Origin of the sequence: Xanthomonas axonopodis pv. maculifoliigardeniae (assembly GCF_041519315.1) — a bacterium.
Taxonomy (GTDB): Bacteria; Pseudomonadota; Gammaproteobacteria; order Xanthomonadales; family Xanthomonadaceae; genus Xanthomonas; species Xanthomonas euvesicatoria.
This window is the reverse complement of sequence record NZ_CP167998.1, coordinates 3,612,423-3,625,812: the sequence shown is the minus strand read 5'-3', so window position 1 is coordinate 3,625,812 and position 13,390 is coordinate 3,612,423. Positions and strand designations below refer to the sequence as shown.

The 13,390-nt window shown below is 61.7% G+C and carries 6 protein-coding genes, 1 tRNA gene and 2 pseudogenes; 4 read left to right on the top strand and 5 right to left on the bottom strand.

The features are described from left to right. Positions 1 to 39: 39 nt before the first annotated feature. The 4 genes from ACDH77_RS15535 to thiS all read right to left on the bottom strand — a co-directional run bounded on the left by ACDH77_RS15535 (position 40) and on the right by thiS (position 4,031). Positions 40 to 1,902 (bottom strand): SLC13 family permease, encoded by a 1,863-nt coding sequence (locus ACDH77_RS15535; RefSeq protein WP_008576832.1) that lies wholly within the window; start codon positions 1,900 to 1,902, stop codon positions 40 to 42. Between the two features lie 37 nt (positions 1,903 to 1,939). Next, positions 1,940 to 2,731, bottom strand: a complete 792-nt coding sequence (gene trmB / locus ACDH77_RS15530) for a tRNA (guanosine(46)-N7)-methyltransferase TrmB (RefSeq protein WP_029820146.1) — start codon at positions 2,729 to 2,731, stop codon at positions 1,940 to 1,942. Positions 2,732 to 2,986: 255 nt separating this feature from the next. Next, positions 2,987 to 3,781: a thiazole synthase gene (locus ACDH77_RS15525; protein ID WP_011348384.1), complete on the bottom strand. Its 795-nt coding sequence runs from the start codon at positions 3,779 to 3,781 to the stop codon at positions 2,987 to 2,989. Positions 3,782 to 3,830: 49 nt separating this feature from the next. After that, positions 3,831 to 4,031, bottom strand: a complete 201-nt coding sequence (thiS, locus tag ACDH77_RS15520) for a sulfur carrier protein ThiS (protein WP_008576838.1) — start codon at positions 4,029 to 4,031, stop codon at positions 3,831 to 3,833. Between the two features lie 188 nt (positions 4,032 to 4,219). Between thiS and ACDH77_RS15515 the strand changes: the two genes are divergently transcribed. From ACDH77_RS15515 to ACDH77_RS15505, 3 genes and pseudogenes are all read left to right on the top strand, one after another. After that, a complete protein-coding gene (locus tag ACDH77_RS15515) occupies positions 4,220 to 6,004 on the top strand; it encodes an autotransporter outer membrane beta-barrel domain-containing protein (protein WP_122272416.1) in 1,785 nt (594 codons plus the stop codon). A gap of 118 nt (positions 6,005 to 6,122) precedes the next feature. Next, positions 6,123 to 6,196, top strand: a tRNA-Gly gene (locus ACDH77_RS15510). Positions 6,197 to 6,311: 115 nt separating this feature from the next. Continuing rightward, positions 6,312 to 7,872: pseudogene (locus tag ACDH77_RS15505) on the top strand (tyrosine-type recombinase/integrase). Positions 7,873 to 8,703: 831 nt separating this feature from the next. On the opposite strand, the gene ACDH77_RS15500 reads toward ACDH77_RS15505, so the two are convergent. Further along, the gene (locus ACDH77_RS15500) at positions 8,704 to 9,435 is read right to left on the bottom strand and encodes a hypothetical protein (RefSeq protein ID WP_039443891.1); all 732 of its coding nucleotides are present in this window, start codon (positions 9,433 to 9,435) and stop codon (positions 8,704 to 8,706) included. A 1,079-nt stretch (positions 9,436 to 10,514) separates the two neighbouring features. Between ACDH77_RS15500 and ACDH77_RS15495 the strand changes: the two are divergent. After that, positions 10,515 to 13,326: pseudogene (locus tag ACDH77_RS15495) on the top strand (RHS repeat domain-containing protein). The last annotated feature ends 64 nt before the right edge of the window (positions 13,327 to 13,390 follow it).

Genomic DNA, 13,390 nt, shown 5'->3' with positions numbered 1-13,390 from the left:
GACGCTTTGTCGGCCGCTCGAAAAAAGCGCAACGCCGGATCAGCGCGCCGCCCACCAGAACATCAGGTTGATCACCGATACCATCACCACGATGTAGATCAGCGACAGCGGTGCGCCCACGCGCCACAACTCGCGCGGTTGATAGTTGGCCGGGCCGGCCACCATCGAGATCACCGGGTTGGACGCGGTCATCAGGTTGTTGGACGCCGACAACGCCACGATCAGCGCGAAGGCGGTGGGGTTGCCGTTGGCGGCCAGCGCCAGATTGACTGCAATGGGCACCATCACGATGGTCGCGCCCACGTGGCTGATCACCAAGGAAAAAGCTGTGGTCAACAGTGCCAGGCTGATTTCCAGCGCCCACACCGGCACGCCTTCGGGCAGGCGGTCGATGGTGTGGCCGGCAACCCAGGCCGCGGTGCCGCTGCTGTCCATGGCCCAGCCCAGCGGAATCAGCCCGGCCATCATGAAGATGGTCTTCCAGTTGATCGAGGCGTAGGCCTCGTCCATGCGCAGCACGCCGCTGACCAGCATGCAGGCCACGCCGGTCATCAGTGTCAGCGCCACCGGCAGGCGCGAGGTCAGTGCGATCAGGATGGTGAAGGCGAAGATCGCCATCGCGATCTTGAACTTGTGCGGACGCTGCTCGCCTTTGGGGAAGTCGGTCACCGGCACGAAATCGCGGCTTTCCGCCGCCTGGGCCAGGTCCTGCCAGATGCTGTGGAAGACCAGCATGTCGCCGGCGCGCAGCGGCACGTTGCGCACGTCTTCGCGGATGACCTGCTTGTCGCGGTTGATTGCCAACAGGCTGATGCCCGCCTGCTTGCGCAAGCGCAATTCGCCGGCGCTCTTGCCGATCAACCGCGAGTTCGGCGGAATCAACGCTTCGGAAATACCGGCCAGGCTGGGATTAAACAAATCGCCCAGGTTGCGCAGGCGCGAGGACATGCGCAGGAACTGGTTTTGCGCAAAGTCGGCCACTTCCTGGCGCGGGCCCATCGCGCCGAGCACGCTGCCGACCCAGATGCGCATATCGGCCGGTGGCGCCAGGCGGGTGTCGTTACCGGTCTTGAGCGCAAGCAGCAACGGTGCATCGTGCAAGGCTTCGGCCTCGCCCAGGGTCATGCCCACCAGCGGGCTTTCGGCGGTGACGGTCAGCTCGAACACATCGCCGTCGATGCCGTAGGTCTTGGCGAAATAGCTTTCGGTGCGCGAGGGCGTCACGCCTTCGTTGATCAGGCGTTCTTCTTCGATCAGCTTGCGGTCGCCGTAGAAGCGGAAGTACAGCAGTGCGGCGATCAGCAGCGCCACGCCGATCGGCAGCGGCGCGAACATCGTCAACGGCTCGATGCTGGCCATGCCCGAGGGCAGGTTGTTGTTGGCCGAGACCAGCAGGTCGTTGAGCAGGATCAGCGGCGAATTGCCCACCATGGTGAGCGCGCCGCCCATCACGATGGCCGCGGCGATCGGCAGCAGCATGCGCTGCAAGGTGAGCCCGGTGCGTGCGGCCAGGCGCGAGGCGACCGGCAGGTACAACGCCATCACCGAGGGGTTTTGCATGAACGAGGAGTTCAAGCCGGAGATGGCCAGCGTCATCATCATCAGGCGCTGCTCGCTGCCGTGCGAACGCCGCAACAACCAGGTGGCCAACCGGTTCAACGCACCGGTGCGCTCCAGCCCCGCGCCCAGAATGGTGGTAGCGATGATGCTCATCACCGCATTACCGGAAAACCCACCGAACAGTTCTTCCGGCGCCACCAGCCCGGTGACGCCCAAGACCACCAGCACGATCAATGCCACCACGTCGGCGCGAATGCGCTCGAACAGGAACATCGCCATCGTGAAACCGACCAGCCCGAGGACGAGCTTCATATCGTTGGTCAGCGTCAGCGCGGTGTCCATTGGGGGCCGGGATTCGTGATTCGGGAGTGGAGATTGGTTAAAAGCGCTGAAGCGTCTGGTTGCCGGGGATGCCGCTGTTACGAATCCCCAATCCCGATTCCCGGTCATAAAGCAAATCCCACACACCGTGCCCAAGCTTCTGGCCGCGCGTCTCGAAGTGGGTTTGCGGGCGCCAGGCCGGGCGTTCGACGTGGCCGCGCGGGCCGGCGCGATTGACCAGGCCCGGGGTGGCATCGAGCACGTCCCACATCTGTTCGGCGTAATCGGCCCAGTCGGTGGCCGCATGCAGGCGGCCGCCCTCGCGCAGCTTGCGCACCAGCAACTGCGCGAATGCCGGCTGGATCAGGCGGCGCTTGTTGTGCCGCTTCTTGTGCCATGGATCGGGGAAATAGATACGCACTTCGTCCAGCGCGCCGTCGGCGATTTCGTGTTCCAGCACTTCCACCGCGTCGTGGTGATACAGGCGCACATGGGTGCTGCCGTCTTCGTCCAGCGCGTTGAGCAGGCGGCCCACGCCAGGAGCATGCACCTCGATGCCGATGTAATCGCGGCTTGGGTCCTGCTGCGCGGCAAAGCGCAACGCGGCGCCATTACCGAAGCCGATCTCCAGCACCTTGTGCGCATCGCGTCCGAAGGTGGCAGCCAGATCGCGCGGCGCACCGGTGTAGTCCAGCCCGAACCGCGGCCACAGGTCGTCGAAGGCGCGTTGCTGCGCGGGGGTGAAACGGCCCTGGCGCAGCACGAAGCTGCGCACCTGCCGGCGGCCCTCTTCGATGGTGAAGGGCTTGGGCGGCATCTTGGCGCCGTCGCTGGTGAAAGGATCAGTCATGAATTAAGTCATCGGCAAAACGAAAGCCCCTCTCCCACCGGAGCGAGGAGGCACAGTTTGCGCGCCATGGGCGCGCGTGCCTGGGAGCGCCCGCGACGCAGGCACGGGCCAGGGCGCGGAGCGGGGCAGAGGTCGGGGTGAGGGTACGGCGCGAGGGGGCGCTCGCAGCAACGCGCGATCTGGCAGCGGTCATATCCGGCACTCCGCACTGCCAATCATTGCGCCTCGGCCGCAATGTCAACGCAGACCGCCCACTCATCCAATCACACCATCCACCGGGCTCGACGCCGATGCATAGCGCTTGCGCGGAATCCGCCCGGCCAGGAACGCCTCGCGTCCGGCCTCGATCGCCTTGCGCATCGCGCTGGCCATCAGGATCGGGTCGCGCGCACCGGCAATGGCGGTGTTCATCAGTACGCCATCGCAGCCCAGCTCCATGGCGATTGCCGCATCCGAGGCGGTGCCCACCCCAGCGTCGACAATGATCGGCACCTTGGCGTTGTCGATGATTTCCAGCAGGTTGTACTTGTTCTGGATGCCCAGTCCCGAGCCGATCGGCGCGGCCAGCGGCATCACCGCCACGCAGCCGATCTCTTCCAGGCGCTTGGCCAGGATCGGGTCGTCGGAGGTGTAGACCATCACCTCGAAACCATCGGCGACCAGTTGTTCGGCAGCCTTGAGCGTCTGCACCACATCCGGGTACAGGGTCTTCTCGTCGCCAAGCACTTCGAGCTTGGTGAGGTTGTGGCCGTCCAGCAGTTCGCGCGCCAACCGGCAGGTGCGTACCGCCTCTTCGGCGGTGTAGCAGCCGGCGGTGTTGGGCAGCAGCGTGTAGCGCTCCGGCGGCAGCACATCCAGCAGGCTGGGTGCGTTGGGGTCCTGGCCGATGTTCACCCGGCGAATGGCGACGGTGACGATTTCGGCTGCGGCGGCTTCGGTGGCCAGGCGGGTTTCGTCCAGGTCCTTGAACTTGCCGGTGCCGGTGAGCAGGCGCGAACGGTAGTGTTTGCCGGCGATGACCAGCGCATCAGAGGGGGCGGGATTCGTCATGCGCCAATTATCACCGATCGGACGCGGATGCGCCGGCTTGCGCGGCGCATCAGCCGCCGCCCAGCGCGTGCACGATTTCCACCACATCGCCCTCGCGTAATGCGTGATCTGCATGCCGTCCGCGCGGCACGATTTCGCCATTGACCTCTACCGCGACGCGGCGTTGTGCTAAGCCTTCCTGCTCCAGCAGGGTGGCCAGCGGCAAATTGTCCGGAAGCGTGCGCGGGGTGCCGTTGAGTTGGATGTTCATGTCATCATTGTTGCATCGCGTGCCGCTCCGGCGCGCGTTTTTGCGTTATGCGGCAATGCAGCGTGAGCGCGGGCGGCCAGGGTGAAACCATGTGCCATTCGCCAGCGTACGTATGCACGCCGGTCCGGTCCCACTCACTTCAAGCAGGCATTCCGATGGCTTCCACACTTCGCCCGATCCGCTCCCTGATGGCTATGGCCATCGCTATTGCGGCCGCCCCGGCCATGGCCGAGTCGGCCTTCGACCAGACCGTGTTCTTCGGCGACAGCCTCACCGACAGCGGGTATTACAACCCGCTGCTGCCGGCCGCTTCGCGCGCGGTCACCGGCAAGTTCACCACCAACCCGGGTTGGGTGTGGGCCGAATATGTCGGCGACCATTTCGGCACCAATGCCGCGCCCAACGGGAACGGCCAGACCGGCGACAACTACGCTGCCGGCGGTGCGCGCATCCAGGCCAGCTCGGTCAGCGCACTCGGCGCTGCGCCGTCGGTGACCAGCCAGATCAACACCTATCTCACCGCCAACGGCGGCCGTGCCAACCCCAATGCGCTGTACACCGTATGGGGCGGCGCCAACGACCTGCTCGCCGCGTCCCTCGCTCCGGCCCAGGCCCAGGCCATCATCGGCAGCGCAGTCACCGCCCAGGTCGGTGCCGTGGCCACCTTGCAGAATGCCGGCGCGCGTTACGTCATGGTGCCGACCATTCCGGACGTCGGCCTCACCCCGCGCTTCCGCGCCGGCGGCGCCGTGGGGATGGCGCAGGGCACCGCTGCGGCCACGGCCTATAACACCGCCTTGTTCAATGGCCTGCAGTCCGCTGGCCTGCGCGTGATTCCGGTCGACACCTTCCACATGCTGCAGGAAATCGTCGCCAACCCGGGCACCTATGGTTTCAGCAATGTCACCAGCACCGCCTGCAACCCGGCCGTGCCGTTGCCGGCCTGTAACCCGACCAGCCTGGTCGCCGCCAATGCGCAGAACACCTATGTGTTCGCCGATGGCATCCACCCGACCACGGCGGTGCACCAGATCCTGGGCGAATACGCCATCTCGTTGCTGGAAGCGCCGCGTCTGCAGCAGGTGCTGACGCATTCGGCGCAGGCCGGCGGCCGCGCGCGCGCCGACCAGGTGGCCTGGCATCTGGACGGCAAGCCGGACGCCGACGGCATGCGTTGGTGGGGCAGCGTGCGCGGCGACATGCAGCGTTACGACCACGCGGACCTGTACGACGGCATGGCGCCGGCCGGCCTGTTCGGTGTGGATTGGACTGCAGGCGACCTGGTGTTCGGTGGTTTTGCCGGTTTCGGCCGCATGGACGCCGACTTCGGTAACCGCAACGGCAGCTTCAAGCAGGACGACACCACCCTGGGCGGCTTCTTCGGCTGGTACACCGGCCCGGTGTGGGTCAATGCGCAGGTCAGCTACAGCTGGCTGAGCTACGACGTGGACCGCGAAGTGCAGCTCGGGCCGACCACCCGCGTGCACAGCGGCTCGCCGGACGGCAGCAACCTCACCGCCGCCCTCAACGCCGGGTATTCGCTGGGCGAAGGCAACCTCAAGTACGGCCCGGTGGCCGGCCTGACCTGGCAGAAGATCAAGCTCGACGGCTATACCGAAAGCAACGACAGCGCCACCGCGCTGGGCTACGCCAATCAGGACATCGATTCGCTGGTGGGCCGCGTTGGCTTCCAGGTGCGTCTGGACGGCGCCATGGTCAAGCCGTACCTGCAGGCAACCTACGACCACGAGTTCAAGGACGGCGGCGAAGCCAGCGCCTGGCTGCAGTCGATGCCGGAAGTGGGCATGTACACCGTTCCTGGTCAGAACTTCGATCGCAACTACGCCACTGTCGTCCTGGGTGCCCGCACCGGGCTGTGGGGCTTGCAGAGCAACATCGGCCTGAGCACCACCACCGCCCAGCGCAGTGCCCGCGACGCGACCTTGTTCGTGAACTTCAGCGGCAACTTCTGAGGCGCGGCTAGCCACAGATAGTTCACACGCAACATCTGAGGGCCGGGCAACCGGCCCTCGTTCTATCTGCGCACATTGCGCCGGACACCTGCGCCCGCATAAACTCTGTCAGCGCCAGGCGGGCGTAGCTCAATGGTAGAGCTGTAGCTTCCCAAGCTACTGACGTGGGTTCGATTCCCATCGCCCGCTCCAGAGCTTCCGCCAAGTCTGTAAGCTGTTGACTGGTTTGGATATTTTGGCCGATTGATGATTCCGAGCGATGCCCCTTTAGGTATCAATCGAGGTATCAATCTTGCCCAAGCCTCTGATGATTTCGCGCTCTGCTGGCTTGTATGCGCGCTTCTTTGTTCCCACCGATCTTCGAGCCCTGATTGGCTCGCGTTACCTTGTGCGCTCGTTGGGAAACCGTCGTGGGGACCACGCCAGGCTGGCGGCGGCCACGATGGGGATGGCACTATCGATGGCATTCGATGCCATGCGGAAAGGGATGACCGTGGATCTGGACGAACTGCTCAGGAAGGTCCGCAGTGGTGACATTCAAGAGCTCATACTGAAAGACGTGACGCTGCCGGACGGCACGCGCATCGCCCAGGCGCAGCTGGACAACCCCCCCCGATGCCGCGATGTTCGGAGACCTGATGGCGCGGTCTCGCCAAGTGGAACCGGCCAAGGTCACGTCGGCGAGGGTGGCCAAGCGTCAGCAACAGGTGCGAGAGGCCAGTCAACGCATCTCCGGCGATGCATCGAAGGCGCTGATGCTGTCCAAGGCGATGGCCGATCATTTGAGGGACCTGGCGGGGGCACGCCTACACCAAAAGACCGTGCTCGAAAGCCGCCACACCCTGCGTCTGTTTGCCGGGATCATCGGCAAGGACGTGCCCGTGGGCTCGCTGACCCAGGATCACGTCCGGGCCTTCTTCGAGGGCGTGCGTTACTGGCCTTCCAATGCGACCAAGCGGCCGGCCTATCGGGACCTGTCGGTGCCCGCGGTCATCAAGCTGGCGAAGAAGAACCAGGAGCCGGAGCCGGCGGCGTGGACCATGGCCAAGCACCGGCAACGGTTGAGCGTCTTTCTGGTGTCGCTGGTCGAGGGCAAACATCTGGCGGTGAATCCGCTGGCGGGCATCCGAGCGATTTCCACGCCTGATTCGGAAGACACGGGCTCGCCTTTCACGGACGCCGAGTTGAAGGCGATCTTTGACCCGGTGGAGTTCCCGAAGTGGGCGTCGAAGTATCCGCATCGGTGGTTCGGGCCGATCCTCGGGCTCTACTCCGGCGCTCGCGTCAACGAGATCGCGCAGCTCCGGCTGGAGGACATCGACACCATTGATGGCGTGCCCGGTTTCTTCGTGCGCAAAGTCGGGAAGAAGCAGAGCATCAAGAACAAGCACAGCCGGCGGTTCATTCCGCTGGCTCAGCCGGTCATCGATTGCGGATTCCTGACCTACGTGGAAGAGGCCCGACAGGCTGGAGTGGAGCGGCTATTCCCGGACCTGCCCAACTCGACAGGACTGGGCTATGGGCGGCAGCTGAGCCGCCAGTTCTCCGTCTATATCAAGCGGCAAGGGGTGGCGGAGAAGGGGCAGGGGTTCCACGGGTTCCGGCACACCATCGCTTCAAAGCTTGACGAGGCGGGGGTGTCGGCTTCGGCGATCGGAGCACTCACGGGGCACGGGACCGGGCAGACGGTCTTGGAGAAGTTCTACATCGACAGGCGAAGCCTGCCGGACCGGGTGGCAACCCTTGCGAAGTTCAGTCCGCCTATCTTGCTTCCTGGTTACAGTTCAGGCCTTTTCAAAAAGCTGTGCGATAAAAAAAGTAAATTCAATTATGGATACATTGACGAAAGAGGAAGTAGTTTCGGCTAAAAGGGGGGTAATAGTTGTTCGCTACACCGTCTGCGATAGTTACGGTGAGCCTGTTCCTCACTTTATTCAGCCTTACGGACGGTTCATAGTCATTGATACCAATGGGCCGCCTCAGGTGCTAGCGCAAACGGACTCCCTCGACGAAGCTTGGGGATTCGTAAACGAAAGGGCAGATCTGGTGCCTGCACAGCAGCCGTTGCCAAAAGAATTCTTGAGCAAGGCGTTTGCTCCAGGCGTCGCTGGGGATCCACCCATCGGCGACTTACACGGATCGATCGATATAGTCGGGGAGGATGGTGAGCCGACAGAGGATCAATTTGAGAACAGATGGGTCACTGCCTCTGAACACGGGACGGCAAGGATATGACCGGGCTTACCATCTTAGCCGGTTATCCATCACTGAAGTCACTGAACGAGGCATTGGCGGCTTCGACTTCAGTAAGTCTTGCTAAACCCCATGAGAGTCGTTATCGCCGGAGCTAGAATCCGGCGCCGCTCCATATGTTTTAGGAACAGCGCAGATATTCTGATGCTGCCACCTGGGGGTTATGGATGGGCCCCATGAGTAAATGTGTTCCTGCCAATGCGAAATCGCAATCTGGACGGCCCGATCTGCGTCCAGCTTTGCCTGCTCTGGGTCAACGCGCGCGAGGGACGTTAAAAAGGCCTGATTCCAAAATTCTTCGATTGTCATGTCGTTTGATTCGCTGCGATAGGTTTCGCTTCTTAACAGACTAGGAAAGGATGTCAAGGATGGAGCAGATGTTTTTAACTAACAAAGAAGCCCGGTGTTGGCGCCTTCTCGCCTTTTCTTGCTGCGGTGCTTCGCACCTATCGCTGTCCGCCGCTGCTTGGTGGCTTTGGGTGGCCCAGCGTTGATGCAATCTTGGGCTTAGCGAACTCAGGAGGGCGCAAAACCGTATCCTCTGCGCTTAGCGGGCAAGCGCGGCGAACAAACTGAACGCCATCATCAGTAACGCGGCCGACGATGACCAGGCTATCGTTAAGTCTCAAAACTCGGTCCTCCTTAAATTCACTACAAAATTTGTTGGGTTGGAGATCGAACATTAGGGCGCTGTGGCCTGCCAGCCACTCCATCGTCGGGAAAAGAACGGATTTTGCTCTGAGCACAGATGCGGCACTAGTGATAACTGCCAAACAGCCAATAATGCGAGCTAAACTTAAAATTACATCCAGATCTGCTGGTTTGGACCAAGTGATCATGGCTTTACCAAGGCTGCCAAGAATTGTCCCCGGAATGACGAAAACGCCAGCTATCGCAATCAGGGCGGCCAGGACGGGCACGAATGAAATGGGAACCAGAAAAGCCACTGTTGTAGCGAAAGCTGCCGGGTCTTGCCCAGTTGCTTCATTCACCGCCATCCGGCTGACGCCGGTCGCAGCCGCTGCTGCGGTCACGCTTCCCGCTGCGACTAGCAACTTCACAAGTGGCAGCTGCAACTTGGGAAGAATCCAGACGTAGGCTTCCCTCAAAAATCCCGCAGCGAAGAGGAAAAATGATAGGTAGCAACCTATCCGCGCGGCGTCATGGTTCAGGTGCACTGAGAATACCGTCACACTAATAACAAAGCAGGCTAGCGCGATCAGGTATACCTGAGCTGTCGGTCGTATGCCTGCCCACCAAGTTTTGAACCTTGCGAGTAGACCTGGCTTTATTGAGGTCGCCGAAGAATCCATAAGAGTCCCTGTTCTTTTGCGAAGGGACTTTAACTCGTCTGGATCTCACAACCTGATATCAGTGGCCATACCTACACCGAGGTAGCGTAGGCGACGTCGATTCAATCGTTGGCGCGCCGGTATCTCGATCGCGGCGTTCTTCCAGCGCGATGTTAAGCGGCCTAATCAAGTCCAGACGTCCTAGGCTTTCGAGCCAGCTCATTCACTCTGTAAGTTGCGCATACAGCACAAACAGAACCATGGGGAGCCCGCTGATCACGGGATGACTCAGAAGCCCCCCGATGGTCACGCAGTCATGAGCCGCCACTGGGCAGCCGTAAACCGCTGGTCGCGCCACCGAGCTGCGTAAGCCTCCTGCGGATGCAGCCGCTCCGCCCTCCTCAGGCCCCGCCGAGCCATCTGCGGCCTAACGATGAAGCCCAGTGGGCCCAGAGAGAGCGGGCTGAGGGAGAAGTAGAAGAGCCGATCGCGCGGGGATAGCCGCTTGCGGAGCCTCCTGGAGCGACCAAGCGAGAAGGGTGGGGAGCCCTCACTGCGCAGTCGGCTTCCACCGGAGGTGGTCCCGCGTCCGACTCGCAACTTCTTCTGTCAGAAAATCACCCATAATCTTGTCAGGATTGTCTGATTTCAATATAGGCCAAGCACGTCGCATCGCCATTGTGCGAAACCGAACTCTAGCGCCGTCAGTATCTTGGCATTGCCGGGGTTGTCTGCCAGCCCGCTTCAGGGCGTGACAGCGTGTTGACAAGCCCATGGCTCTGAGCAACCTTCGTCTGCGCGAGAGCATTGGGGAATGACCGCTGGTCGCGCTTCGCGCGCTCTCGAAACCTTCTACCTAGGGCTGGCCATTGCCTGCGTGAGCGAGCGCTGCTGCTTGCTGTGCGGAGCATTGGCCTGCCTATGGATACCGATGAGCTTCGTGCTGGCCTTGGTCAGTCGTCAACTTGGAAGATGCTATGGAATCGGGCAGGACCTCGCGTCAGATACGCGTGTTTGGATTGGCGCTGGCTGCTTTGATCGGACTGTCGCCTGCACTGGGTGCGGCCGAGGATGTCTACGACGACTATGGCAAGTTGATCCAATCGGGCGCAGTGGTGAAGAGCCCCGGCGACAAGCTCTTCGGCGACAACATCAACCTCTATACGGGCTCAATGGAGATCGTCCAGACCGATGTGGATCTGAAGGGCAACAATGCGCTCCAAGTCCGTGTAGGTCGTCGGTTCACGGTGGGGAGCCCGACGAAGGGCCACTTCAAACTTTGGGATTTGGATATTCCCTACATGCATGGTGTCTTCGGCTTTCCGGGTGGGAATATCGCGCCCGATGGCTGGGTGGTCAACGGGACTCGGGACACGGCTTACAGCCGCTGTAGCCGTTATGAGGTTCCCCCTGCCTTTGAAAATCAAGGTGGCTACTTTGATCCTTCGGAGTTTTGGAAGGGAAGCTTTCTTTATCGGCCAGGGAGTGGAGACCAAGAGCTTTTGCAGACCTCCGCTCAGGCGCTGCGGCCGAACGATGGCAGAACCTATCCCATCGTCTTGAAGGATGGTTCTGCCGTCCGCTGCTTGGCGTCGCTTGATGGCGCCAGCGAGTCGGGTGCTCGTGGCGAAGGCTTTGAACTGGTCGACACACAGGGCAGCGTGTATGCGTTCAACCACATGGTCTCGCGCTGGTATCCCCCCTTGAGCAAGTCTTCGCCTGTTCCCCAAGCCAATTCGGTGGGCACAGCATCTGCTGGCGGGGCGAGCATGACAACCGCAGGTATCGGGAACATTGTTCCCATGGTGGCCAACAATTACATTCTGGTTCGCAAAGAAGTCTTGATCTATCCCACACGAGTGACCGATCGCTTTGGCAACACGGTGACTTACAACTGGAATCCTGGCGCCCCTTGGCAACTGTTAAGCATCGTTGCTAGTGACGGCCGTCGAATCGACTTGTCGTATGCCGGAGGAGATGGAAACACCATTACATCAGTGACCACTGGCGGGCGGACATGGTCTTACGGCTACAGTGACACCCTGGATACAGTGACGTTGCCTGATGGCAGTAGCTGGACCTTCGATCTGGTTGCCTTGTCCCGTGCACGTGTCACCTACGGCCAGCCACCAGGCTGTGACAACATCCGCCCGTGGTCACGCACCAACGTTGTCGGAAGCATCACGGCGCCCACGGGCGCTCGCAGCGATTACACAGTCAACTCCATGCTCATGGGGCGGTCATGGGTGCCCAGGGTGTGCCGGATCCAGGAGGCCTACTCGGACATCCCCTACCAATTCTACGTCATGGCCGTCACCAGTCGTCGGATCTCTGGCCCCGGGTTGCCCGCACAGGGACTCACGTGGACGTATGACTACGGCACGCCCAACAACTGGGCAGCCAAGCCCCTACCCAAATCCCAGCGACCCTGCCAAATACGTCGAGTGCAATGCCGGTTCCCCCATCACGCGGGACATCACGGTCAAAGATCCCGCAGGGCAGGCCACGCGCTACCGGTTTGGCAATCGCTACTGGTCCAACGAGGGTCTGCTTTTGCAACAGGACTTCGGATGGAACGGGTCGACGGCCAAGCGCAGCAAGGTGAGCGACTACGCAGCGTTCGATGCAGCACCTTACGCGGCGCGGACCATGTATCCAGCCGGCAACTACGGGGACAACACCGTGGCTGCCAGGCAGCGGCCTGTGCGCCAAGTGATCACGATCGACAACGGCGACCAATTCGTCTGGCGCATCGCGGACTGCAATGGGCAGCCGTGCTTCGATGAGTTCGCGAGGCCAACGCGCACTGAGCGGTTCAGTCCTTGGCACAGCCGCACCGACGAAACCACGTATTACGACGAACGCGGCGCGTGGGTGTTGGGACAGACCGCCATGGCTCGGAACGTCAACACAGGCATCGCGACCTCTCAGATTGACTATGGCGCCAACGCGTTGCCTCAGACGGAATGGCGCAACGGGAAGTTGGTTGCAACCTATACCTACAATCCCGATGGGACCTTGGCCCAGGTTAAGGACGGCCTAGGAAATGCAACGACCCTGTCCGGTTGGAAGCGTGGCATTCCCCAGACGGTTACAAATGCCGATGGCACGGCCAAGTCCGCGTCGGTGGACGACAATGGGTGGATTCGTCAGACCACCGACGAGAATGGATTTGCGACCACGTATGGTTACGACGCGATGGGGCGGCTGAATGCCACGAACTACCCATCGGGCGACAGCACAGCGTGGAACTCGACTGCACAGACGTTCGAGCGGGTGGGGAGCGACGAATATGGCATCGGCGCTGGCCACTGGCGCCAGACCGTGACTGCCGGGAACGCGCAGAAGATCACTTACTTTGATGCGCTGTGGCAGCCGCTGTTGACGCGGGAATACGACGCGGCAAACTTGGCGGGAACGCTGCGGACCAAGCGCTTCGCCTACGACCATGAGGGACGAGCCGTCTTTGCGTCTTACCCGAGCAGCACTGAAGCGGCCAGCACGGGTGTCTGGACAGAATTCGATGTGGTGGGCAGGCCCACTGCGGTATCGCAGGACAGCGAGCAGGGATTGCTGACCACGATCACGCAGTATCTGCCTGGCGCACAAACCCTAGTCACGAACCCGCGAGGTGCTCAGACGCGCACGGGTTACCAGGTGTTCGATCAACCGGTCTATGACGCGCCCGTGTGGGTGCAGCTTCCCGAATCTGCACGAACATCGATTGCTCGGGACGTCTTTGGTAAGGCAATCAGGATAGAGCGAGGCGCGCAATGATCGGTCGAAAGGAATCTTCGATGAGAGCGTCGGAAATAAATGTTTTTAGACGACAGAGCGGTAG